Source organism: Actinomadura chokoriensis (assembly GCF_039529475.1).
Lineage (GTDB): Bacteria > Actinomycetota > Actinomycetes > Streptosporangiales > Streptosporangiaceae > Spirillospora > Spirillospora bangladeshensis.
Map to the genome: position 1 here is coordinate 423,103 of NZ_BAAAMW010000005.1, position 23,594 is coordinate 446,696.

Annotated in this window: 20 protein-coding genes; all 20 read left to right on the forward strand. The window is 69.2% G+C overall.

Translation table 11 applies throughout. From position 1 onward, the window contains the following. Positions 1 to 21 precede the first annotated feature (21 nt). The 20 genes from rplK (at position 22) to rpoB (ending at position 23,592) form a co-directional block, all read left to right on the forward strand. Entirely contained in the window at positions 22 to 450 is a 429-nt protein-coding gene (gene rplK, locus ABFX46_RS15060; protein ID WP_131944052.1) for a 50S ribosomal protein L11, read from the forward strand. A gap of 59 nt (positions 451 to 509) precedes the next feature. Next, entirely contained in the window at positions 510 to 1,226 is a 717-nt protein-coding gene (rplA, locus tag ABFX46_RS15065) for a 50S ribosomal protein L1 (RefSeq protein ID WP_131944051.1), read from the forward strand. 120 nt (positions 1,227 to 1,346) lie between these two features. Then, positions 1,347 to 2,897: a class I adenylate-forming enzyme family protein gene (locus ABFX46_RS15070; RefSeq protein ID WP_346042728.1), complete on the forward strand. Its 1,551-nt coding sequence runs from the start codon at positions 1,347 to 1,349 to the stop codon at positions 2,895 to 2,897. A 99-nt stretch (positions 2,898 to 2,996) separates the two neighbouring features. Then, on the forward strand, positions 2,997 to 3,860 hold the full coding sequence (locus tag ABFX46_RS15075) for a hypothetical protein (protein ID WP_346042650.1): 864 nt from the start codon (positions 2,997 to 2,999) through the stop codon (positions 3,858 to 3,860). Between the two features lie 166 nt (positions 3,861 to 4,026). Continuing rightward, entirely contained in the window at positions 4,027 to 4,878 is an 852-nt protein-coding gene (locus ABFX46_RS15080) for an SCO4651 family lipoprotein (protein WP_346042652.1), read from the forward strand. Positions 4,879 to 4,983: 105 nt separating this feature from the next. Further along, a complete protein-coding gene (locus ABFX46_RS15085) occupies positions 4,984 to 5,862 on the forward strand; it encodes an SCO4651 family lipoprotein (protein ID WP_346042653.1) in 879 nt (292 codons plus the stop codon). Between the two features lie 359 nt (positions 5,863 to 6,221). Beyond that, on the forward strand, positions 6,222 to 6,797 hold the full coding sequence (gene rplJ / locus ABFX46_RS15090) for a 50S ribosomal protein L10 (protein WP_346042655.1): 576 nt from the start codon (positions 6,222 to 6,224) through the stop codon (positions 6,795 to 6,797). 54 nt (positions 6,798 to 6,851) lie between these two features. Further along, complete coding sequence (rplL, locus tag ABFX46_RS15095) at positions 6,852 to 7,241, forward strand: 50S ribosomal protein L7/L12 (protein ID WP_346042657.1); 390 nt, start codon at positions 6,852 to 6,854, stop codon at positions 7,239 to 7,241. 552 nt (positions 7,242 to 7,793) lie between these two features. Continuing rightward, a complete protein-coding gene (locus ABFX46_RS15100; RefSeq protein WP_346042658.1) occupies positions 7,794 to 8,915 on the forward strand; it encodes an ABC transporter ATP-binding protein in 1,122 nt (373 codons plus the stop codon). Then, positions 8,915 to 9,763 (forward strand): MlaE family ABC transporter permease, encoded by an 849-nt coding sequence (locus tag ABFX46_RS15105; RefSeq protein ID WP_346042659.1) that lies wholly within the window; start codon positions 8,915 to 8,917, stop codon positions 9,761 to 9,763. Before ABFX46_RS15100 ends, ABFX46_RS15105 begins: the two co-directional genes overlap by 1 nt. Continuing rightward, positions 9,763 to 10,611 (forward strand): MlaE family ABC transporter permease, encoded by an 849-nt coding sequence (locus ABFX46_RS15110; RefSeq protein ID WP_346042661.1) that lies wholly within the window; start codon positions 9,763 to 9,765, stop codon positions 10,609 to 10,611. The genes ABFX46_RS15105 and ABFX46_RS15110 overlap by 1 nt, the downstream gene beginning before the upstream one ends. Before the next feature lie 4 nt (positions 10,612 to 10,615). Beyond that, complete coding sequence (locus tag ABFX46_RS15115) at positions 10,616 to 11,923, forward strand: MCE family protein (protein WP_346042662.1); 1,308 nt, start codon at positions 10,616 to 10,618, stop codon at positions 11,921 to 11,923. Then, positions 11,920 to 12,951: an MCE family protein gene (locus ABFX46_RS15120; RefSeq protein WP_346042664.1), complete on the forward strand. Its 1,032-nt coding sequence runs from the start codon at positions 11,920 to 11,922 to the stop codon at positions 12,949 to 12,951. Before ABFX46_RS15115 ends, ABFX46_RS15120 begins: the two co-directional genes overlap by 4 nt. Beyond that, positions 12,952 to 14,016 carry an MCE family protein gene (locus tag ABFX46_RS15125; RefSeq protein ID WP_346042665.1) on the forward strand — a complete coding sequence of 355 codons (1,065 nt, stop codon included), beginning with the start codon at positions 12,952 to 12,954 and terminating at the stop codon, positions 14,014 to 14,016. Between the two features lie 15 nt (positions 14,017 to 14,031). Continuing rightward, complete coding sequence (locus tag ABFX46_RS15130; RefSeq protein WP_346042666.1) at positions 14,032 to 15,321, forward strand: MCE family protein; 1,290 nt, start codon at positions 14,032 to 14,034, stop codon at positions 15,319 to 15,321. Next, entirely contained in the window at positions 15,318 to 16,625 is a 1,308-nt protein-coding gene (locus tag ABFX46_RS15135; protein ID WP_346042667.1) for an MCE family protein, read from the forward strand. The genes ABFX46_RS15130 and ABFX46_RS15135 overlap by 4 nt, the downstream gene beginning before the upstream one ends. Further along, complete coding sequence (locus ABFX46_RS15140) at positions 16,622 to 18,070, forward strand: MCE family protein (RefSeq protein WP_346042669.1); 1,449 nt, start codon at positions 16,622 to 16,624, stop codon at positions 18,068 to 18,070. Before ABFX46_RS15135 ends, ABFX46_RS15140 begins: the two co-directional genes overlap by 4 nt. Before the next feature lie 10 nt (positions 18,071 to 18,080). After that, entirely contained in the window at positions 18,081 to 18,569 is a 489-nt protein-coding gene (locus tag ABFX46_RS15145) for a hypothetical protein (protein ID WP_346042670.1), read from the forward strand. Further along, on the forward strand, positions 18,566 to 19,510 hold the full coding sequence (locus ABFX46_RS15150; protein ID WP_346042672.1) for a hypothetical protein: 945 nt from the start codon (positions 18,566 to 18,568) through the stop codon (positions 19,508 to 19,510). Before ABFX46_RS15145 ends, ABFX46_RS15150 begins: the two co-directional genes overlap by 4 nt. Before the next feature lie 605 nt (positions 19,511 to 20,115). Next, positions 20,116 to 23,592, forward strand: a complete 3,477-nt coding sequence (rpoB, locus tag ABFX46_RS15155; protein WP_346042674.1) for a DNA-directed RNA polymerase subunit beta — start codon at positions 20,116 to 20,118, stop codon at positions 23,590 to 23,592. Positions 23,593 to 23,594 lie beyond the last annotated feature (2 nt).

The window sequence follows — 23,594 nt, forward strand, 5'->3', positions numbered from 1 at the left end:
ACGGAACATTGAGGGAGAGGCATGCCTCCCAAGAAGAAAATTGCCGCGTTGGTGAAGGTCCAGCTGCAGGCCGGGCAGGCGACGCCGGCGCCGCCGGTCGGTACGGCGCTCGGCCCGCACGGCGTCAACATCATGGACTTCTGCAAGCAGTACAACGCTGCCACGGAGTCCCAGCGCGGCAACGTCATCCCCGTAGAGATCACCATCTACGAGGACCGGTCGTTCAGCTTCGTCACCAAGACGCCGCCGGCCGCGCAGCTCATCCTGAAGGCCGCGGGCGTGGACAAGGGCAGCGGCGAGCCGCACAAGACCAAGGTCGGCTCGGTGACCCGCGACCAGATCCGCGAGATCGCCACGACCAAGATGCCCGACCTGAACGCCAAGGACCTGGACGCCGCCGAGAAGATCGTCGCCGGCACCGCCCGGTCGATGGGCATCGACGTCAAGTAACACCCGTCTGTGGCAGGGCCGGCGCTGGCCCGTACCACGAGTTCCACTGGAGGAACGACATGAAGCGCAGCAAGGGCTACCGCGCCGCCGCCGAGAAGATCGACCGGGACCGGCTGTACAGCCCGGCCGAGGCCGTGAAGCTGGCCAAGGAGACCGCGGTCACCAAGTTCGACGCGACCGTCGAGGTCGCGCTGCGGCTGGGCGTCGACCCCCGCAAGGCCGACCAGATGGTGCGCGGCACCGTCAACCTGCCGCACGGCACCGGTAAGACCGCCCGCGTGCTGGTCTTCGCCGTCGGCGCCAAGGCGCAGGAGGCGGAGTCCGCGGGCGCCGACATCGTCGGCTCGGACGACCTGATCGAGCGGATCCAGGGCGGCTTCCTGGACTTCGACGCGGTCGTCGCCACCCCGGACCAGATGGGCAAGGTCGGCCGGCTCGGCCGGGTGCTCGGCCCGCGCGGCCTGATGCCGAACCCGAAGACCGGCACCGTCACCATGGACGTGGCGAAGGCCGTGTCCGACATCAAGGGCGGCAAGATCGAGTTCCGGGTCGACCGGCACGCGAACCTGCACTTCATCATCGGCAAGGCGTCCTTCGACGAGCGCCAGCTGGTGGAGAACTACGCGGCCGCGGTCGACGAGATCCAGCGGCTCAAGCCGTCCGCCGCGAAGGGCCGGTACGTGAAGAAGGCGTCGCTGACGACCTCCATGGGCCCGAGCATCCCGGTGGACCCGAACGCGGTCCGCAACCTGACGGCGGAGCTCGAGACCGCCTGATCGCCTCATCGGAAGGGCGTCCCCGCAGCGGCGGGGGCGCCCTTTCGCCGTCCCCGCGTCCACCCAGCGGTACACGCGGACCCGGCCCGCCGCGCGGTCGGTACATTCACCGAGGTGGCGATGAGTGTGATGGACGGTTCGCGGCGCCGGCTCTACGACGTGCTCGCCGCGGCGGCGGCGGACACACCCGATGCCCCGGCGCTGTCGGTGGACGACACCACCTGGACGTTCGGCGAACTCCGCGCACGCGTGGACGCACTGAGCGCCCACCTCTCGGCGCGCTGCTCGCCCGGTACGCGGGTGGCGCTGCTGGCGCACAACCGCCTGGAGTACGTCGCCGCCTACTACGGCGTTCCGCGTGACGGTCGCATCCTGGTGCCGCTCAACCAGCGGCTGCATCCGCGCGAGTGGGCGGACCAGATCGCCCGCAGCGGCGCCGAACTCGTCCTCGGCGAGCCCGGCCTGCTCGACCGCCTCGCCGCCGAAGGCGGTCTCCCGCCGGACCACCCGCCGCTGACCGGCATCGAAGACCTGCCCTGGGACGGCCCGGCGTCCGCCCCCGAGTCCGGTGCCGACCCGGACGACGTGGCCTGGCTGATGTTCACCAGCGGCACGACCGGCCGTCCCAAGGGCGTGCGGCTCACGCACCGGAGCCTGCTCGCGGGCATCGCGGCGACGGCGTCCGGTCGTCCCGTGCGGCCGGGCGATGTCTTCTGCACGCCGTTCCCGCTGTGCCATGTGGCCGGATACCAGGTGGTCCTGCACCATCTCTTCGGCCGCCATGCCGTCGTGCTGCGCCGCTTCACCCCGGCCGCGCTCGTGGAGGCGACGCGCCGGCACGGCATCACGAACCTGTCGCTGGCACCGACGATGCTGGAGGACCTGCTCGCGTACGCGGCGGACGACCCGGCGGCGCTGGACGTGCTGCGCGGCGGCATCCGCGTGATCGCCTACGGGTCGGCGCCGATGCCGGTCCCGCTGCTGCGCCGCGCCGACGAGGTGCTCGGCTGCGACTTCAACCAGGGCTACGGGATGACGGAGCTGTCCGGGAACGCGGTCTTCCTGTCACCGGACGACCACCGTGCCGCGATCACGACGAGGCCGGAGCTGGCGGGGTCGGCGGGACGTCCCGCGCCGGGCGCCGAGATCGCGATCCTCGACGAGCACGGCACGCGGCTCCCGCCGGGCGCGCTCGGCGAGGTCGCGGTGCGGGGGCCGCAGGTCACGCCCGGCTACTGGGACGATCCGGAGGCGACGGCCGAGGCGTTCACCGGCGGGTGGTTCCGCACCGGCGACGCCGGCCGCGTCGACGCCGGCGGCCACCTGTACCTGGTCGACCGCATCAAGGACGTGATCATCACCGGCGGGGAGAACGTCTCCTCGCTGGAGGTCGAGGACGTCCTGCGCGCGGTCCCGGGCGTCGCGCAGGTCGCGGTGGTCGGGCTGCCGGACCCGCGCTGGGGCCAGACCGTCTGCGCGGTGATCGTCCCCGGCGGCGTGCGGCCGAGCGAGGACGACCTGGTCGCCGCCTGCCGCGCCCGCCTCGCCGGCTTCAAGACGCCCCGCCGCATCGAGTACGCCGACGCGCTGCCCCGCACCGGCACCGGCAAGATCCGCAAATCCGCCCTCCGCGACGCGCTCATCGAACGGGACACGGCGAACCGCCCTTAGCACGGGACGTGACGGATACAAAGATCGCGGTCCGGAAGCGGACAATCGATTCCTGGGATGTTTTGTTACCTGCGGGGAACTTGGTGTTGAATTGTCCCTGTGAAGCGTCGAACCGACCGGGCCATCGCCATCGCCGCAGTGACCGCGGTGGCCGTCGTGCCCACCGCGATCCTGATGGTGGTCAAGGTCGGCGGGGACTCCGCGAAGGACGCCGGTTCGATGCCCCCGGCCGCCGCCATGGCGCAGCAGGACCGGACCAACGCCAACGGCGCCGCGGCGGGCACGGTCGCGCCGTCCGCCGCGCCGGGTGCGCCCGGCGGCGCCACCCCCGGCCCCGGCGCCCCCGCCGGCGGGAACCCCGGCGCGCACGGGCTGCCCACGGCACCGCCCCAGCCGGACCCCAACCTGCACTCCTTCACCCGCAGGACGGAGATGAAGGTGACGCTCGGGTCGAACGGCGACTACCAGCACGCCGTCGAGACGGCCTCGTTCACGCTGTGGCCCACGTTCGCGATGAGCGCCACCGGCGTCACGCAGACGAGCGAGGGCGGCGAGCTGAGCAAGATCACCCAGAAGGTGATCGTGAGCGGGAACGTCCTCAAGGGCTACGACGGCGCGAAGTGGACGCAGTCCACGCTCAGCGCGGCGCAGCTCGGCGCGCTGCAGAACGACTCCGACCCCCGGCAGTTCACCTTCATGATCGGGACGCTGCCCGGAATGACCGCGAGCGGGCCGGACGCGTCCGGTAAGACGCACTTCACGGCGCAGGCGCTGATGAGCAGCGTGTACGCCCTGCTGCCGCAGGACGCGGCGGCCCGGTTCCGCGCCTCGATCCCCGACTCCGCCGGCTGCGGCCTCGACCTGTGGGCCGACAGCAGCGGTCGGCCGACGTCGATCCAGATGAACGCGCAGGCGCCCGGCGCGACCCTCAACGGGACGATGTCCTTCGCCTCCTACCGCTGAGGCGGCCCTCCCGCTTCCCCGTCCGGCCACGGCGTCCGGCAGTGCGGGGGCTACGCCGTTGGTCGTACCGGCGGGGCCCCCATTCGTACCACCGGGGGATGCCCGTGAAGTTGATGTCCCGGAACACTGGGAACATCAGAAGGGCGACAAGGGAGGCTCAACCCTCATGAACCGACGACTTGTGGTCGCGGCCGGCGGCACCGCCGTGGGTGCCGCGCTCGTCCTGTCCGGATGCAACGGGGACGGGTCGGCGAACACGGAGAACATGAAGCTCAGTGCCGGGCAGGCGCTGATCAAGACGTCCGAGCGGACGGCGAAGGCCGACACGTTCAAGGCCGACCTCACCGTGGCCGACAGCGGGAACGAGTCCGGCAAGATCCATGCCAACGGGCAGTTCCAGCTGCGTCCGACGCTGCAGTTCAGCGCGAAGCTGGACGAGTTCAGCCGGAACGGGCAGAGCGTCCCCGGCGCCAAGGGCCAGGCGGTCTTCACCGGCAACGTGCTCTACGCGAAGGTCCCGCAGCTCGCCCAGTTCGTCAGCGGCGGCAAGCCGTGGGTGAAGATCGACGTGAACCAGGTGTCGCAGCGGACCGGCTTCGACGTCCAGGGCCTGGTCGACCAGGTGCAGAAGGTGGACCCGGCCGAGCAGACGAAGATGTTCACCGGCTCCAAGGACGCCCGCAAGGTCGGCACGGAGACGATCGACGGCGTGCGGACGACGCACTACACGGGCACGGTCACCATCGATGACGCGCTGAACCGCCTCGACGCGCAGGCGCGCGAGAAGGTGGGCAAGTGGCTCCCGAAGGACCGCGCCAACGGCAAGATCAACTTCGATCTGTGGACGGACGGCGACAACCTGCCCCGCAAGATCGTGTCGAAGGCGAACGGCGACCAGGGCGAGACCGGCTCGGCGACCGTCCTCTACAGCGACTACGGTGACTCCTTCACGGTCAACCCGCCGCCGGCCGACCAGGTGGGCCGGCTGACGATCGGGTCGCTGCTCGGCGGAAACTAAGACGGATCACCCCGGAGGGGATGAACCGAATCGAGTTCTCCAGCGTCTGACCTACCGATCGGCCCGTGCGCCCGGGCGACCAGAAGACCAAGGAGAACCCCCACGATGATCCGTCGTTTCGCCGCCGCCACGGCGCTGGCCACCGGCCTCGCCCTCTCGATGACCGGCTGCCTCGGGGACGCCGGGCAGAAGGTGGACGAGGCCGGCAAGAACATCAAGCTGACGGCCGCGCAGGTGCTCGGCAAGGCCGCGGAGAAGACCGGCGACGTCAGCTCGTTCAAGGCCGACATGTCGATGCAGATGACGGGCGCCACCGACGGCGACGTCTCGATGAACGGCACCATGCAGTACCGGACGAAGCCCGACCTCGCCTACAGCATGAACTTCACCGACATGACCGCCGCGGGCAAGTCGATGGGCGGTATGGAGCAGCGGCTCGTCGGCCGCAACATGTACATGAAGATGCCGATGCTGTCGGCGCTCGGCGGCAACGCGTCCGCCAAGCCCTGGATCAAGCTGTCGCTGGACGAGCTGGGCAAGCAGTCCGGCATGAACATCGACGAGCTGCTGCGGCAGTCCCGGCAGATGGACCCGGTCCAGAACACGAAGATGCTGACGGCGTCGAAGGACGCCCGCGAGGTCGGCCAGGAGACGGTGGACGGCGTCGAGACGACCCACTACACCGGCACCTACCGGATGGAGGACGCGATCGCGAAGCTCTCCCCGGAGATGCAGGAGGCGTACCGCAAGAACCTCGCCAAGAGCGGTATGCAGGACATGCAGTTCGACCTCTGGGTCGACGGGCAGCAGCTGCCGCGGCAGATGAAGATGAAGTCGTCCCAGACGGCCGCGGGCACGATGGCCATGACGATGAAGTACCGCGACTTCGGCAAGCCGGTCGACATCGCCGAGCCGCCGGCGAGCCAGGTCACCGACTTCCAGGAGATCATGAGCAAGCTCGGCGGCGGCCTCGGCGGCGCCTGACCCGGACCGCCCGACGGCGGCCCGACCGTCCGACGGCCCGACCGCTCGACCACGAGGGACCGCGACCCGCACGGGACGCGGTCCCTCCGCCGTTCCGCCGATTTGGTAAGTCCGGCGGCGGCCGCGTACTCTGTTCGATGCCGAAGACCGCCGGTCGTCACCTCCCCGTGAGGTGACCGAAGGACCCGACACCGTTCGGGCGGCCTGCGTAGGTGAGACGAGAGCTTCCGCATGGCCTCCGTGCCGTGCCTGGACGCCCCGTGCGCCTGCGCCGGGGCGTTTTTTGGTGGATCGGCGCCCCAGTCCCCTCGCTGCGGACGGGCGCGGATCGGACCACCCAGGTAATCGGAAGGAGGGCTATGGCCAAGGCCCACAAGGACGCGGCGATCGCCGAGCTCAAGAGCGAGTTCGAGAGCTCCAGCGGTGCCGTGCTGACCGAGTACCGCGGGCTCAGCGTCGCGCAGGTCAAGGAGCTGCGCGACAACCTCGGCGAGAACGCGCGGTTCCGCGTGGTCAAGAACACGCTGACCAAGCGCGCCGCGAACGAGGCCGGTGTCGACGAGCGGTTCCGCGAGCTGCTCGAAGGCCCGTCGGCGATCGCGTTCGTGCGCGGCGACGTGGTGGAGGCCGCCAAGGGCCTGCGCGACTTCGCCAAGGCGAACCCGATGCTGGTGATCAAGGGCGGCTTCATCGACGGCCAGTCGATGGACGCCGCCGAGGTCACCAAGCTCGCCGACCTCGAGTCGCGCGAGGTTCTCCTCGCCAAGCTGGCCGGTGCGATGAAGGGCTCGATGGCGAACGCCGCCGCGCTGTTCAACGCGCTGCCGACGCAGGCGGCCCAGCTCGCCGAGGCGCTGCGCGCCAAGCGCGAGGAGGCCGGGGAGACGGCCGAGGCACCCGCCGAGGCCGCGCCCGCCGAGGCCGCCGCCGAGTAGGCGCACCCGCGGTTCCGTACACCCGAGATTTCAAGCCATAGCGGAGGAAACATCATGGCGAAGCTCAGCACCGACGAGCTGCTCGACGCTTTCAAGGAGATGACCCTTCTCGAGCTCTCCGAGTTCGTGAAGCAGTTCGAGGACGTCTTCGACGTCAAGGCCGCCGCCCCGGTCGCCGCCGTCGCCGCCGCCCCGGGCGCCCCGGCCGCCGGTGGCGAGGAGGCCCCGGCCCAGGACGAGTTCGACGTCATCCTCGAGGGTGCCGGCGACAAGAAGATCCAGGTCATCAAGGAGGTCCGTACGCTCACGAGCCTCGGCCTCAAGGAGGCCAAGGACCTGGTCGACGGCGCGCCGAAGCCGCTGCTGGAGAAGGTCAACAAGGAGACCGCCGACAAGGCCAAGGAGGCCCTGGAGAAGGCCGGCGCCACGGTCACCGTCAAGTAGGACGGCTCCAGAGCTCCGGAGCCCGCGGCTCCACCGCTCTCCAAGGAGGCGGTCACCCCTTCCGGGGGTGGCCGCCTCCTTCGCGTTCCAGGCGGGCGACGTTGCTCAGACTGTGCTCAGCCGCCGCCGTTTTCCTGTGCCGGAGTGATAAAGGTCGGCGGAAAAGCGTGTGCCGCGACGGGTTGTGTGGCCATCGGCGGGCGGCGTACCGTCCCGTTCTGACGCTGTGGTCACACTGGGCGGTCCCCGTCCCAGCCGCCGGGTGCGGTACAGCGGCCGGCGACCGGGCGGTGCCCCGGGCTTGAGCGGCTGGTTCTTGGACCACTAGTCTCATAGACGCCGTAAGTAACGATTGTCTTACGACGTCGCATTTGGCCGCTGATCTGGACCGGAACCCCTTCCATTTGGACGGTGGCCCGCTACGGTAGTGGAACCCGGCGCGGCTACCGGACGGTAGCAACACGGCGGACACGCCGTGTGACGACAGCAAGAGCCTGAGTGCTACTCGCTCATTGGTTCGGGATTCCCCCCGGCCTGGACGAAAGGTGACGAGTGGGCGTCGAGATCAGAGTCGAGGGCCTGACCAAGTCCTTTGGCCGCCAGGTGATCTGGCAGGACGTGTCGCTGACCATTCCCGCAGGTGAGATCTCCGTTCTTCTGGGCCCGTCCGGTACCGGCAAGTCGGTCTTCCTGAAGTCGCTCGTCGGGCTGCTCAAGCCCGACCGCGGGCACATCTGGATCGGCGACAGGGACCTGCCCCACCTGCCCGAGTCGCAGCTCTACGAGACCCGGAAGCTGTTCGGCGTCCTTTTCCAGGACGGCGCGCTGTTCGGCTCCATGAACCTGTTCGACAACATCGCCTTCCCGCTGCGCGAGCACACCAAGAAGTCCGAGTCCGAGATCAAGCGCATCGTTCTCGAGAAGATGGAACTGGTCGGTCTGCTCGGCGCGGAGAACAAGCTGCCCGGCGAGATCTCCGGCGGTATGAAGAAGCGCGCCGGACTCGCCCGCGCGCTCGTCCTCGACCCGGAGATCCTCCTCGTCGACGAGCCGGACTCGGGCCTCGACCCGGTCCGCACCGCCTTCCTGAACCAGGTGTTCATCGACCTGAACGCGCAGATCAACGCGACGTTCCTGATCGTCACCCACGACATCAACACCGCCCGCACCCTCCCCGACAACATCGGGCTGCTGTACCAGCGCCACCTGGCGATGTTCGGGCCGCGGGAGATGCTGCTGTCCAGCGAGGAGCCGGTCGTCCGGCAGTTCCTCAACGCCAGCAAGGTCGGCCCGATCGGCATGTCGGAGGAGAAGGACGCCTCCGAGCTGGAGGCCGAGGCCAAGATGGGCCTCGACTCGGGCAAGCTGCCGCCGATCCCGCCGCAGCAGATGCCGACCAACGGGCTGATCCGGGCCGGCATGCACGCGCCCGGCGCGTGGTGCGCCGCGCACGGCGTCACCCCGCCGCCCGGCTCGTTCATCGACGACCTCGGCCGCAACTGGGTGGAGGAGTGGCCGCGGTACGTGGCGTCCATGACGCCCGTCGGCGCCCCCGCCCCGGGCGGGCCCGCCGGTCCGCCCCCCGGCCCGCCGCCCGCCGGCCCGGCCGGGCCCGGCGGCCAGTTCCCCGGCAACCCGCCGCCCGGCCGGCATGCGGGTGGTGCAGGGTACTGATGTCCACTCCTGGTATCGGCGCGGACCAGGCAGAGGGGAAGGCCGGCGGGTCGTCCGCGACGTTCCGCAAGATCGGGGACGGCGCGGCAAACGTGGTCGTCAAGGAGCCCGGACGCTTCTTCGCCCTATGCCTCGACACCGCCCGCGCGACCTTCCAGTGGCCGTTCCAGTGGCGCGAGTTCATCCAGCAGGCCTGGTTCATCGTCAGCGTCACGGTCGTCCCGACCATGCTGGTCGCCATCCCGTTCGGCGGCGTCCTGTCGCTGCAGGTCGGCGGGCTGATCCGGCAGCTCGGCGCGCAGTCCTACACCGGTGCGACCGCGGTCGTCGCGATCGTCCGGGAGGCCAGCCCGCTGGTCACCTCGCTGCTGGTCGCGGGCGCGGCCGGGTCGGCGATGTGCGCCGACATCGGCTCCCGGAAGATCCGCGAGGAGATCGACGCCATGGAGGTGCTGGGGATCAACCCCCTGCACCGCCTGGTCGTCCCGCGGATGCTCGCGTGCGCGTTCGTCGCGCTGTTCCTGAACGGGCTGGTGTCGGTGGTCGGCCTGATGGGCGGCTACTTCTTCAACGTCATGCTGCAGGGCGGCACCCCGGGCGCCTACCTCGCGTCGTTCAACGCGATCGCGCAGCTGCCCGACCTGCTGCAGGCGGAGTTCAAGGCGTTCGTGTTCGGCATCACGGCCGGCCTCGTCGCCGCCTACAAGGGACTGAACGCCAAGGGCGGGCCGAAGGGCGTCGGCGACGCGGTCAACCAGACCGTCGTCATCACGTTCATGCTGCTCTTCCTGGAGAACTTCGTGATCTCCGCGCTGTACTTCCAGTTCGTCCCGTCGAAGGGGATGTGATGGCTGCCCCTGGAAAGACGGGCAAGGCGGTCTCCCGGGTGGTGAGCGCGCCGCTGGAGCGGCTGGACGACTTCGGCCACCAGATGTCGTTCTACGCTCGCGCGTTCGCCTGGGTGTTCCGGGTGCTGCGCCGCTACCGCACGGAGGTGCTGCGCCTGCTGGCCGAGGTGAGCCTCGGCACGGGCGGCCTCGCCGTCATCGGCGGCTCGGTGGTGATCGTCGGCTTCATGACGTTCTTCACCGGCAGCCAGGTCGGCCTGCAGGGCTACGAGTCGCTGAACCAGATCGGCACGGCCGCGTTCACCGGGTTCGTCGCGTCCTACTTCAACACGCGCGAGATCGCGCCGCTGGTGTCGGCGCTCGCGCTGTCGGCGACGGTCGGCTGCGGCTTCACCGCGCAGCTCGGCGCGATGCGGATCTCCGACGAGATCGACGCGCTGGAGGTCATGGCCGTCCCGTCGATGCCGTTCCTCGTCACGACCCGGATGCTGGCCGGGATGATCGCGGTCGTCCCGCTGTACATCGTGGGCCTGCTCGCCTCCTACGGCGCGACGCGGGTGATCGTGACGATGTTCTACGGCCAGTCGACCGGCACCTACGACCACTATTTCCATTTGTTCCTACCGCCGAACGACATCTTGTGGTCCTTCGGCAAAGTGATCATTTTCGCGGTGCTGGTGATGCTGATCCACTGCTACTACGGCTACCACGCGTCCGGCGGCCCGGCGGGCGTCGGCGTCGCGGTGGGCCGCGCGGTGCGCACCAGCATCGTCGTCATCAACGTGGCGGACCTCCTGCTCGGCATGGCGATCTGGGGCACCACCACCACCGTCCGGATCGCGGGGTAGCGCGATGAGCGAACGTGTGCGCTACCGGGTGCTCGGCACCGCGATGATCGTCGTGATCGTCCTGCTGCTGGCGCTGACCGTGGCCCTGTACAACAAGGCGTTCACGCCCGTGATCGAGGTGAAGGTGAAGGCCGAGCGGGCCGGGCTGCAGCTGCTGCCGCACTCGGACGTGAAGGTGCGCGGGCTGATCGTCGGCGAGGTGCGCGGCACCGACGCGACGGCGGACGGCGCCACGCTGCACCTCGCGCTCGACCCGGGCAAGGCGAAGCTGATCCCGCGGAACGTGCAGGCGCGGCTGCTGCCGAAGACGCTGTTCGGCGAGAAGTACGTGGACCTGGAGATCCCGGCGCAGGCGGGCCCGGCCGGGCTCCGCGACGGCCAGGTCATCCAGCAGGACCGCTCGCAGGCCGCCGTCGAGATCGACAAGGTGCTGAACGACCTGCTGCCGCTGCTGCAGGCGGTGAAGCCGGCGGAGCTGAACGCGACGCTGAACGCGCTCGCGACGGCGCTGCAGGGGCGCGGCGACCAGATCGGCCGCAACCTCGAAGAGGCCGACGACCTGCTCCGCAAGATCAACCCGCAGCTCGGCACGCTGGTGCACGACCTGCACGGCCTCGCGGACGTCTCCGACATCTACGCGCAGGCCGCGCCGGACCTGCTGCAGACGCTGCGGAACCTCAACGTGACCAGCCGCACGATCACCGCGAAGAAGGCGACGATCGAGCAGCTGATCCCGGCGACGACCGCGCTGGCGCAGGACGGCGACGTGTTCATGCGGCACAACGGTCCGAAGATCATCGGCGTGAACATCGCGAACCGGGACGTCGCGAGCCTGGTCGCCCGGTACTCGCCGTCGCTGCCGTGCGTGTTCGCCGGGCTGATGAAGCTCAAGCCGGAGGCCGAGCGGGTCGCCGGCGGGGGCGGGTCCAAGACCTTCAACCTGACGATCGAGATCGTGAAGCCGCGGCCGGGCTACAAGAACCCGCTGGACCTGCCGGAGGCCAAGGACCGGCGGAACCCGCGCTGCTACGGCCTGCCGAACCCGAAGACGCCGTTCCCCGACTACCTGGCGCTGGACGGCACGCAGGACGACCTGTGGTGGAAGAACCCCGACGACCCGAACGGCGGCGGGGGCGCCCGCGGCCGGGCGCTGTCGAACGTGTTCGTCGACACCGGCTCGCTGACCCCCGAGGAGCAGTTGAAGAGCGTCCTCGGGCCGCTGACGCGGACCAGGGCCGATGAGCTGTCGGACGTGTCGGAGCTGATGTTCGGGCCGCTGCTCTCGGACGGATCGGTGGTGACGATCAAGTGAGGACTTCGGGCGCGGCGATCAAGCTGCTGACCTTCGTGGTCATCACCTCGGTGGCCACCGGCGTGCTGGCGATGACGATCTCCAACATGCGCTTCCGGGACACCCGCGAGTACAAGGCGATCTTCACCGACGTCACCGGGCTGCTGGACAACGACGACGTCCGCGCGGCGGGCGTCCAGGTCGGCCAGATCGAGCACATCCGGCTGTACAAGGGCGACAAGGCCGAGGTGACGTTCTCCGTGGAGGAGGACGGCCCGTTCAAGGCGGGGCTGCCGTCCACCACGCAGGTGCAGATCCGCTACCGGAACCTGATGGGCCAGCGCTACCTCGCGCTGACCGACGGCGCCGGGCAGGCCAACGACTACCTGAAGCCGGGCGGCACGATCCCGGTCTCGCAGACCCAGCCGGCGCTGGACCTGACGACGCTGTTCAACGGCTTCCGGCCGCTGTTCCGCGCGCTGGAGCCGAAGGACGTCAACACGCTGGCGATGCAGATCATCCAGGTGCTGCAGGGCGAGGGCGGGACGATCAACAGCCTGCTCGCGCACGTGGCGTCGCTGACCAACACGCTCGCCGACCGGGACCAGGTCATCGGCGAGGTCATCGACAACCTCAACACCGTGCTCGGCACGATCGACCAGCGGCACGACCAGGTCGACCGGCTGGTGCGGGACCTGCGCAGCTTCGTCAGCGGCGTCTCCGGCGACCGCAAGGCGATCTTCGACTCGGTCGCGGCGATCAACGACCTGACCGGCACCACGCAGGACCTGCTGTCGGACGCGCGGCCGAGCATCAAGAACGACATCGCGGGGCTGAGCAGGCTCGCGGCGACGTTCGACGCGAACAGCGCCGCCCTCGACGGCGGGCTCAAGCGGTCGCCGAAGCGGCTGGAGGGGCTCGTGAACATCTCCTCCTACGGGTCCTGGTTCAACATGTACATCTGCGGCCTCGACGCGCGGGTGCGGCTGCCGGGCGGACCGGTCTACCAGACCCCGGCGATCGTGAACGAGAACGCGAGGTGCAAGTAGATGAGGATCCCGTTCCGGGAACGCAACCCGGTCCCCATCGGGCTCTCCGCGTTCGCCGTCATCGCGGTGCTGCTGGCGCTGGCGATGAACCTGGACAACATCCCGCTCATCTCCGGCGGCACGACCCACACGGCCGCGTTCAAGGAGGCCGCCGGGCTGAAGCCCGACGAGGAGGTCCGCATCGCGGGCGTCAAGGTCGGCAAGGTCACCGCGCTCGACCTGGACGGCGACCACGTCAAGGTCACCTTCCGGGTGGACGACGGCGTGCGGCTCGGCGACCGCACCGAGGCCGGCATCAAGATCAAGACGATCCTCGGCGCGCACTACCTGGAGCTGACCCCGCGCGGGAAGGGCCGGCTCGCCCGCAACATCCCGATCGAGCGGACGCACACCCCGTTCGAGGTCGTCCCCGCGATCAGCGAGCTGAGCCGGCGGGTCGGCGCGATCGACGTCCAGCAGGTCGCCAAGTCCTTCGACGTGCTGTCGGAGACGTTCAAGAACTCGCCGGAGGAGGTCCGGGCGTCGCTGGAGGGCCTGCGGCGGCTGTCCAACACGGTCGCGTCCCGCGACGACGAGCTGCACGAGCTGGCCGGCAAGGCCAAGAACGTCTCCGAGCTGCTCGCCGACCGCAACCAGGACTTCGCCAAGCTCGTCCAGGACGGTGACAAGGTGCTGCAGGCCGTGCAGGCGCGCCGCGCGGTCATCCACCAGCTGCTGATCAACACCGTGACCCTGTCCCAGCAGGTGAACGCGCTGATCAAGGAGAACGAGAAGCAGCTGCGGCCGATGCTGGACAACCTGGCGAAGGTCAACGGGGTCCTGCTGAAGAACCAGGACAACCTCGACCGGATCCTCCAGCTGTTCGCGCCGTTCGCGCGGCAGTTCTCGGACGTCACCGGGACCGGGCGCTGGTTCGACTCGTGGATCCAGAACCTCCTCCCGATCCCCGCGTCGATCCAGGACGCTCCGTCCAACGGCGGGACCGCGACGAAGAAGCAGGGCGGCCGGACCGGCAACCAGACGCAGACCGGCAACAGCGACAATCCGTTGCCGTTCCTCCCGTGAGCAGGCAGGTCACTAGTGCGTAACTCAGGAACCATCCTTCGCCTCGGCGGCGCGATCCTCGCCGTCGCTGTGCTGGTGGCCGCGCTCCTGCTGATCCTCCAGGAGCCGAAGCAGCGCCACCTGACGGCCTACTTCACCAAGACCGTCGGGCTGTACAAGGGCGCGGACGTCCGCATCCTCGGCATCCCGGTCGGCGAGGTCACGAAGGTCGAGCCGGTCGGCGACGCGGTCAAGGTCGAGCTGAAGTACGACGCCAAGTACAAGGTGCCGGCCGACGCGCAGGCCGTGATCATCAACCAGACGCTCGTCGCCGACCGCTACATCCAGCTGACGCCCGTCTACAAGAGCGGCGCCGTCCTCGCCGACGGCGCGACGCTGACGACGAGCCGCACCGCCGTCCCGGTCGAGGTCGACCAGGTCAGCGGCAGCCTGAGCGACCTGACCAAGGCGCTCGGCCCCGAGGGCGCCAACGCGCCCGGCGCGAACGGCCAGGAGGGGTCGCTGTCGCGGCTGCTGGAGGTCGGCGCCGCGAACCTGGACGGCCAGGGCGACGACATCCGGGCGACGATCGCGGACGCGTCCAAGGCGCTCAGCACGCTCAGCACCGACCGCGGCGACGTCGCCGAGACGATCAAGAACCTGCGGATCATCACCGACGCGATGAAGGCGAACGACCAGCAGATCAAGTCGTTCACCGGCCACCTCAACGGCGTGTCGGGGCAGCTCGCGGGGGAGAAGGAGGAGCTGAGCGCGGCCCTCAACACCCTCGCCCCGACGCTGCGGAACGTGCAGCGGTTCGTCAAGGACAACCGCACCGAGCTGGCCGCGAACGTCCGGCAGCTCGCGCAGATCACCGGGGTGCTGGTGAAGGAGAAGGACGCGCTCGCCGAGATCCTCACCGCCGGCCCGCTGGCCGTGAACAACCTCGCCCGCGCCTACGACCCGATCAGCGGCACCATCCACACCCGCAACAACTTCCGCCAGTTCCACGACCTGGCCGACTGGATCTGCTCGCTGGCGTACTCGGTCGGCACGCCCGCCAAGGAGTGCCTCGACTTCGTCAAGCCGTACAACGGCATCGGCAAGGCGCTGACGGGCTTCAGCCTGGACCTGTCCTGGATCACGGCGCTGACGACGCACTACGACCCGGTGCCGATCCCGCCGGACGCCTACGGCCCCGGCGGCAGGCCCAGTAAGACGAGCAAGTCGGGCAAGACCGCGAAGACGGGCACGACGACCAACAAGACCGCGACGCGCACCCAGCCCGGTGATCTCAGCGCGCTGCTGCCGGGAGGTGGCCGATGAGCAGGACCAGGAGACGGCCGGTGCGCCGCGCCCGCCTGCTGGGCGCCGCCGCGATCGCGGCGACGGCGGCCCTGTCGGGCTGCTCCTTCAACGGCGTCTCGTCGCTGCCGCTGCCCGGCGGCCCCGACCTCGGCTCGAACCCCGTCACCGTCAAGATCGAGTTCGCGAACGTGCTGGACCTCGTCCCGCAGTCGGCGGTCAAGGTCAACGACGTGTCGGTCGGCAAGGTCGAGGACATCACGCTGGAGGGCGGCGCCCCCGGCCAGGGCGGCTGGCACGCGCTCGTCACCGTGAAGATGCGCCGGGACGTGAACCTCCCGGACAACTCGATCGCGACGGTCGGCCAGACCAGCCTCCTCGGCGAGAAGTTCGTGCAGCTGGAGCCGCCGAGGTACGAGGCCCCGAACGGCCGGCTCGGCACCGGCGACCTGATCCCGCTGAACCGCACGTCCCGCGGCACCGAGATCGAAGAGGTGCTGTCGGCGATGTCGCTGCTGCTGAACGGCGGCGGCCTGGAGCAGGTCTCCACGATCAGCCACGAGCTGCAGGCCGCGATGAACGGCCGGACCGGCACGATCCGGTCGGTGCTGGAGCGGGTCAACACCTTCGCCGGGACGCTGGACCGCAACCGCGCCGCGATCACCCGCGCGCTCGACAGCATCGACCGGCTGACCGGCAAGCTCGCGGACGAGCGCAAGACGATCCAGGACACCATCGACGAGACGGGGCCCGCGATCGCCGTCCTCGACCGCAACCGCGCCGACCTCACCAAGATGCTGGTCGCGCTGGACAAGCTCAGCCGTACCACCACCAACGTGATCAACCGGTCGAAGGCCGATCTGCTGGCGAACCTCCAGGACGTCGACAAGATCCTGCGGAACCTGAACAAGGCGGGCAACGACCTGCCGCGGTCGCTGGAGTCGCTGATCACCTTCCCGTTCCCGGCCACGTTCGAGAACACCATCGAGGGCGACTACGGCAACGTCCGGCTGACCGTCGACCTGGACTTCGAGTCCATCGCCCGGAACCTGCTCGGCGGCACCGACCTGGAGGGGATGCTCGGCAGCGGCCAGCAGATGCGCAGCATGCTGCAGGTCCCGAACGTCACGCTGCCCGACTCGCCGCTCGGCGTGCTGCCGCAGACGGCCGGCGGGATCCCGGGGCTGCCCGGCCAGTCAACGCCGGCCCCCAAGACGACGCCGACATCGAAGAAGACGTCCGGTACCCCGACACCGGAGCGGACGGGCTCGCTCGGCTCCGATGACGGCGGTCTGCGGACCCTGGTGACGGGGGGCCTGTCGTGATCCTCAAGCGCGGCGTCATCATCCAGCTGATCGCGTTCGCGGTCATCACGGTCGTCGGCGTGGCGATCGTCTCGGTGAACTACATCGGCCTCGGCCGCGGCCTGCTCGGCAAGCAGTACGTCGCCTACGTCGACCTCACCGACTCCGGCGGCGTGTTCACCAACGCCGAGGTCACCTACCGGGGCGTCCCGGTCGGACGGGTCGGGCCGATCGAGCTGACCAAGGACGGCATCCGGGTGAAGCTGCTGCTCGAACGCGGCGAGCGGATCCCGCGCGAGGGCACCAAGGCCGTCGTGGCGAACCGGTCCGCGGTCGGCGAGCAGTACATCGACCTGGAGCCCACCAGGAAGAGCGGGCCCTACCTCGACGAGGGCGCCGCCTACACGATCCCGAAGGAGCGCACCACGCTCCCGGTGTCGACCGCCGAGCTGCTGCGCAACGTCGACTCGCTCGTCGGTTCGGTCAACACCAAGGACCTCGGCGTCATCGTGGACGAGCTGAACAAGGCGTTCTCCGGCTCCGCCGAGGACCTCCAGTCGATCCTGGACGACACCGACCGGCTGCTGAAGACGGCGAACGAGGCGTACCCCGACACCAAGCAGCTCCTGGACAACAGCGTCACCGTCCTGGACACCCAGCGCGGGCAGGCCGCCAACATCCAGGGCTTCGCCCGCAACCTGAACGAGCTCACCCGGTCCCTGCGCAACGACGACCCGGCCCTGCGCAAGACCATCGACGGCGTCCCGGGCGCCGTGGACGAGACGCACAAGGCCATCAACCAGCTTGCGCCGACGCTGCCCGTCCTCCTGGCGAACCTCACCACGACCGGGCAGGTCATCTCGTCCCGCCAAGCGGGCCTCCGGTCGCTGTTCATCCTGTACCCGGTGACGGTCGCCGGCGCGTTCACCGTCACGCCCGGCGACGGGACCCAGCACCTGGGCCTCGACCTCAACATCGACTCGCCGCCGCCGTGCACCGAGGGCTACGAGAAGGTCAAGCACCGCTGGCCCCAGGACACGTCCCGGAAGAAGCCGGCCCTGGACGCCGGGTGCAAGGCCCCGCACGACGCGCCCACCGCGGTGCGCGGCTCCCGCAACTTCCCCAAGGACGAGATCCTGCCGTACCCGCAGGTCCCGGCGGGTGCCACCGCCGGCGCCGGCTTCCCCGAGGGCGGCGCCACCGGCGACCCGAAGACCGAGGCCAAGGGCAAGAGCGACGCCAAGACGAAGGCCGCGGCCGCGGCCCCGACGGGCCAGGTCGCCGACGGCCGACTGATCCTTTCGTATCCGTCCGATTCAGTGGAATTCGCTGGATACGATCCAACGACCGGTGCGGTCTACGGGCCCGACGGCAAGCGATACGTCATGCCGCGCAGCGCCGGAACCCGTCAGCTGGGAGAGGAATCCTCGTGGAAGTGGCTCCTGCTCGGACCGTTGAGCCAGTGAGGCGGACACGATGAGGGGCCGCCTGCCCATGGTCACCGCGATCACGCTCGGCGCCGTCGTGGTCGCCCTGGCCATCGCGTCCGGCTGGCTCGGCGTCGTCTCCCTCCGCAACAAGAACGACGCCGACCAGCGCGCGAAGGCGATCCAGTCGGCGCGGCAGATGGGCGTCAACCTGATGACGCTCGACAAGGCGACCGCCCAGCGCGACGTCGACCGCATCGTGGCGGGCGCCACCGGCGACTTCAAGAACACCCTGAGCTCCCAGGCCAAGACGCTGATCGACCAGCTCACCCAGACCGGTGCGAAGTCGACGCTCACCGACGTCACCGCCGCGGTCGTGTCCATCGACGGCGACTCCGCCGAGGTGATGGTCTCCCTGGACGGCGTCGTGACCAACCCCAAGGTGAAGGACGGCGTCCCGCGCAAGTACAGGTACCTGATGGACCTCGATCGGGTCGGTGACCGCTGGCTCGTTTCCGACATGGAGATGGTCCCGTGACGATGCTCGGCCGGGGCAAGCGCCCCGAGAAAAAGTCGGACGCCAAGTCGGACAAGGCCACCAAGGCCGAGAAGGCGGCGAAGGCCGCCGAACTGGCCGAGGAGGCCGCGGAGCGAGCCCGCGAGGCCGCCCGCCTGGCCCAGATAGCCGCCGACGAGGCCGCCGAAGCCGAGGAGCCCCCCAAATCCCCCGAGAAGCCCCAGAGCAAGGGGAAGCTCTCCGAAGTCGACCCCACCCCCGAAACCCCGTCAGAAGACGAATCAGCGCCGTCTGAAGACGACTCCACCACCCCGGAACCCCCCGAAGCCGACACGGACGAGGCCGAGGAGACCGAGGACGAGGACGAGCCGGCGAAGCCGAAGCGCCCGAAGCTCAAGAAGGCGACCGAGGCGACCAAGGTCGACGACGAAGACGACGACGAGGCTGACGAGGACGACGACGAACCTCGCCGGGCCCGCCTCGGCCTCCCGACGGTGATCGCCGTCCTGGCCGTGCTGGCGATCGCACTCGGCGTCGGCACGACCGTGCTGGGCCTCAAGGTCAAGGAGCAGAAGGCGACCGAGCAGGCGGTCAAGGAGGCCTCGTTCGCGTCGTCCCACACGGCGCAGAAGATGTCGTCCTACGACTACCGGACGCTGGACTCCGACCTGAAGGCCGCGTCCGCCCTGACGACGGGCAAGCTCCACACTCAGTACGGCAAGCTCGCCGAGCAGCTCAGGGCCGTCGCGGTCCAGCGGCAGGCGATCTCCAACACGACGGTGATGAAGGTCGGCGTCGTGAGCGCGACCCCCGACAAGGTCGTGACCCTCGTTTACGCCAACCGCTCGTCCGCCACCAAGGACGACAAGGAGCAGCGCCTCCCGGAGTCGCTCCGCATCAAGATGACGATGGTCAAGAAGGACGGCAAGTGGCTGGCCTCCGAGGTCACCGTCCTCTCGTAGCACCCCAGAGACGACACACCCCGTGCCCCGAAGACCGGGTCACGGGGTGCTCTCTTCGCCGGCATCCCAAGGCCCCTCTTGGACGGGTCACGACAGACCCTCTTGGAGTCGGATCTGAGTCTTACCGGAGACAGGAGCGGCGCCCACGGGCAGGCACGCGGAGGGCGCTCCAGCGCCCGGAGCGGGCATGCCCGGGCGACGCGGGCGACCGCAGCGACGCCGCCCCCACCAGCACGGGCACGCAAAACCGCAACGGCGGCGTGAGGATCGCCCGCGTCGCTGACGGGGGTTCCAGGGGGTCGCCCCCCCGGGCTTAAACTGTAACCTTCCTCACTGCAGGTCAGGGCCCGAAAAGTCCAAGTCCGCTCTTGACTGAGAGGCGCTGAGGGGCGATGCTCCATGGCAACGTGATGCATACTGCGGCGCTAGAGTTGCGAGCGGTGTACCAGTCGGCTACACTGCCCCTTTGCGCTGCCCTCTGACTATCCACGTGTGAGAGCACCCCTGCGGGGGTCTGTCGTAGACCCCGAAAAAGCAGGTCTCGGACGTGGATCGTCTGGCGTGCGTGTCGTCAGTTACGCCGCGAGCCCTCGGAAGGACCACTCTTGGCAGCCTCGCGCAACGCCTCGAATACCGCAACCGGTCCGCACCGCGTCTCCTTCGCGCGCATCAAGGAGCCGCTCGAAGTCCCGGACCTCCTTGCACTGCAGACCAACTCCGTTGACTGGCTGCTGGGCAACGAGAGGTGGAAGGCCCGGGTCGAGGCGGCCCAGAAGGCCGGAAGTAAGAGCGTCCCGACCCAGTCGGGGCTGGAGGAGATCTTCGAAGAGATCAGTCCCATCGAGGACTTCTCCGGAACCATGTCCCTCTCGTTCCGCGACCACCGGTTCGAGCCGCCCAAGTACTCCGTCGAGGAGTGCAAGGACAAGGACATGACCTACTCCGCCCCGCTGTTCGTGACGGCGGAGTTCATCAACAACACCACCGGTGAGATCAAGAGCCAGACGGTGTTCATGGGCGACTTCCCGCTCATGACCCCGAAGGGCACCTTCATCATCAACGGAACCGAGCGCGTCGTCGTCTCGCAGCTGACCCGTTCGCCCGGCGTCTACTTCGACCGCGCCCTCGACAAGGCGTCCGACAAGGACATCTACGGCTGCCGGGTCATCCCGAGCCGGGGCGCCTGGCTCGAGTTCGAGATCGACAAGCGCGACAACGTCGGCGTGCGCATCGACCGCAAGCGCAAGCAGCCCGTCACCGTGCTGCTGAAGGCGCTCGGCTGGGACGAGGCGCGCATCCGCGAGCGCTTCGGCTCCTACGAGTCGATCAACGTCACCCTGGAGAAGGACCACACGTCCGGCCAGGACGACGCGCTGCTCGACATCTACCGCAAGCTGCGTCCGGGCGAGCCGCCGACGCGCGAGTCCGCGCAGACGCTGCTGGAGAACCTGTACTTCAACCCGAAGCGGTACGACGTCGCCAAGGTCGGCCGCTACAAGATCAACAAGAAGCTCGGCCTCGACCTGGACATGCGCCAGGGCACGCTGACCGAGGACGACATCGTCGCGACCGTCGAGTACCTCGTCCGGCTGCACGCCGGCGAGGAGGAGGCCACCCTCGGCGCCGTCCCGGTGCCGATCGAGGTCGACGACATCGACCACTTCGGCAACCGGCGGCTGCGCACGGTCGGCGAGCTGATCCAGAACCAGGTCCGGCTGGGCCTGGCCCGGATGGAGCGCGTCGTCCGCGAGCGGATGACCACCCAGGACGTCGAGGCGATCACGCCGCAGACCCTGATCAACATCCGGCCGGTCGTCGCCTCCATCAAGGAGTTCTTCGGCACCAGCCAGCTGTCGCAGTTCATGGACCAGACCAACCCGCTGGCCGGGCTGACGCACAAGCGCCGGCTGAACGCGCTGGGTCCCGGTGGTCTGTCGCGCGAGCGGGCGGGCATGGAGGTCCGCGACGTCCACCCGTCCCACTACGGCCGCATGTGCCCGATCGAGACGCCGGAAGGCCCGAACATCGGCCTGATCGGCTCGCTCGCCGCGTTCGGCCGGGTCAACCCGTTCGGGTTCGTCGAGACGCCGTACCGCAAGGTCACCGACGGCGTGGTCACCGAGCAGATCGACTACCTCACCGCCGACGAGGAGGACCGCTACGTCATCGCGCAGGCCAACTCCCTGCTGAACGACGACGGCACCTTCGTCGACGACCGCATCCTGGTCCGCCGCAAGGGCGGCGAGGTCGAGCTGGTCCCCGCCCGCGAGGTCCAGTACATGGACGTCTCGGCGCGGCAGATGACCTCGGTCGCCACCGCGATGATCCCGTTCCTGGAGCACGACGACGCCAACCGCGCGCTGATGGGCTCCAACATGCAGCGCCAGTCCGTCCCGCTGCTGCGCAGCGAGGCGCCGCTGGTCGGCACCGGCATGGAGTACCGCGCGGCGACCGACGCCGGTGACGTCATCACGGCCGAGAAGGCCGGCGTCATCGAGGAGGTCTCCGCCGACTACGTGACCGTCATGAACGACGACGGCACGCGGACGACCTACCGGGTGTCGAAGTTCAAGCGGTCCAACCAGGGCACCTGCTTCAACCAGAAGCCCATCGTCGACGAGGGGCAGCGGGTCGAGGTCGGCCAGGTCATCGCCGACGGCCCGTGCACCGACAACGGCGAGATGGCGCTCGGCAAGAACCTCCTCGTGGCGTTCATGCCGTGGGAGGGCCACAACTACGAGGACGCCATCATCCTCAGCCAGCGCCTGGTGCAGGACGACGTCCTCTCCTCGATCCACATCGAGGAGCACGAGGTCGACGCCCGCGACACCAAGCTCGGCCCCGAGGAGATCACCCGGGACATCCCGAACGTCTCCGAGGAGGTCCTCGCCGACCTCGACGAGCGCGGCATCATCCGCATCGGCGCGGACGTCGTCCCCGGCGACATCCTGGTCGGCAAGGTCACCCCGAAGGGCGAGACGGAGCTGACCCCCGAGGAGCGGCTGCTCCGCGCGATCTTCGGTGAGAAGGCGCGCGAGGTCCGCGACACCTCGCTGAAGGTGCCGCACGGCGAGCAGGGCAAGGTCATCGGCGTCCGGGTGTTCTCCCGCGACGACGGCGACGAGCTCCCGCCCGGCGTGAACGAGCTGGTCCGGGTGTACGTCGCGCAGAAGCGCAAGATCACCGACGGCGACAAGCTGGCGGGCCGGCACGGCAACAAGGGCGTCATCTCCAAGGTGCTCCCCGTCGAGGACATGCCGTTCATGGAGGACGGCACGCCGGTCGACATCGTCCTGAACCCGCTGGGCGTCCCCGGGCGCATGAACGTGGGCCAGGTCCTGGAGACCCACCTCGGCTGGGTCGCCTCCCGCGGCTGGAAGGTCGAGGGCGACGACGAAGAGTGGAAGCGCGCTCTGAAGGCCATCGGCGCCGACCAGGCCGAGCCGTGGACGAATACCGCCACGCCGGTGTTCGACGGCGCCCAGGAGAGCGACGTCACCGGGCTCATCGCGAGCACGCTGCCGAACCGCGACGGCAACCGGATGGTCGAGCCCGGCGGCAAGGCGCGGCTGTTCGACGGCCGCACCGGCGAGCCCTACCGCGACCCGATCTCCGTCGGCTACATCTACATCCTCAAGCTGCTCCACCTGGTCGACGACAAGATCCACGCGCGCTCGACCGGCCCGTACTCCATGATCACCCAGCAGCCGCTCGGCGGTAAGGCCCAGTTCGGCGGCCAGCGCTTCGGTGAGATGGAGGTGTGGGCGCTGGAGGCGTACGGTGCCGCGTACGCGCTCCAGGAGCTGCTGACCATCAAGTCCGACGACGTCCTCGGCCGCGTGAAGGTGTACGAGGCCATCGTCAAGGGCGAGAACATCCCCGAGCCCGGCATTCCCGAGTCCTTCAAGGTGCTCATCAAGGAGATGCAGTCGCTGTGCCTCAACGTCGAGGTGCTCTCCAGCGACGGCATGTCGATCGAGATGCGCGACACCGACGAGGACGTCTTCCGCGCCGCGGAGGAGCTCGGCATCGACCTGTCCCGCCGTCCTAACGAGGGCGCGATGAGCGTCGACGAGGTCTGAGA

Bases quoted from the DNA above. Each gene is read 5' to 3' on its own strand.
- ABFX46_RS15070 (WP_346042728.1), top strand. From the start codon at position 1,347: ATGAGTGTGATGGACGGTTCGCGGCGCCGGCTCTACGACGTGCTCGCC.
- ABFX46_RS15080 (WP_346042652.1), top strand. From the start codon at position 4,027: ATGAACCGACGACTTGTGGTCGCGGCCGGCGGCACCGCCGTGGGTGCC.
- ABFX46_RS15110 (WP_346042661.1), top strand. From the start codon at position 9,763: ATGGCTGCCCCTGGAAAGACGGGCAAGGCGGTCTCCCGGGTGGTGAGC.
- ABFX46_RS15115 (WP_346042662.1), top strand. From the start codon at position 10,616: ATGAGCGAACGTGTGCGCTACCGGGTGCTCGGCACCGCGATGATCGTC.
- rplJ (WP_346042655.1), top strand. From the start codon at position 6,222: ATGGCCAAGGCCCACAAGGACGCGGCGATCGCCGAGCTCAAGAGCGAG.
- ABFX46_RS15125 (WP_346042665.1), top strand. From the start codon at position 12,952: ATGAGGATCCCGTTCCGGGAACGCAACCCGGTCCCCATCGGGCTCTCC.
- ABFX46_RS15085 (WP_346042653.1), top strand. From the start codon at position 4,984: ATGATCCGTCGTTTCGCCGCCGCCACGGCGCTGGCCACCGGCCTCGCC.
- ABFX46_RS15135 (WP_346042667.1), top strand. From the start codon at position 15,318: ATGAGCAGGACCAGGAGACGGCCGGTGCGCCGCGCCCGCCTGCTGGGC.
- rplA (WP_131944051.1), top strand. From the start codon at position 510: ATGAAGCGCAGCAAGGGCTACCGCGCCGCCGCCGAGAAGATCGACCGG.
- rplK (WP_131944052.1), top strand. From the start codon at position 22: ATGCCTCCCAAGAAGAAAATTGCCGCGTTGGTGAAGGTCCAGCTGCAG.
- ABFX46_RS15145 (WP_346042670.1), top strand. From the start codon at position 18,081: ATGAGGGGCCGCCTGCCCATGGTCACCGCGATCACGCTCGGCGCCGTC.
- rplL (WP_346042657.1), top strand. From the start codon at position 6,852: ATGGCGAAGCTCAGCACCGACGAGCTGCTCGACGCTTTCAAGGAGATG.
- ABFX46_RS15105 (WP_346042659.1), top strand. From the start codon at position 8,915: ATGTCCACTCCTGGTATCGGCGCGGACCAGGCAGAGGGGAAGGCCGGC.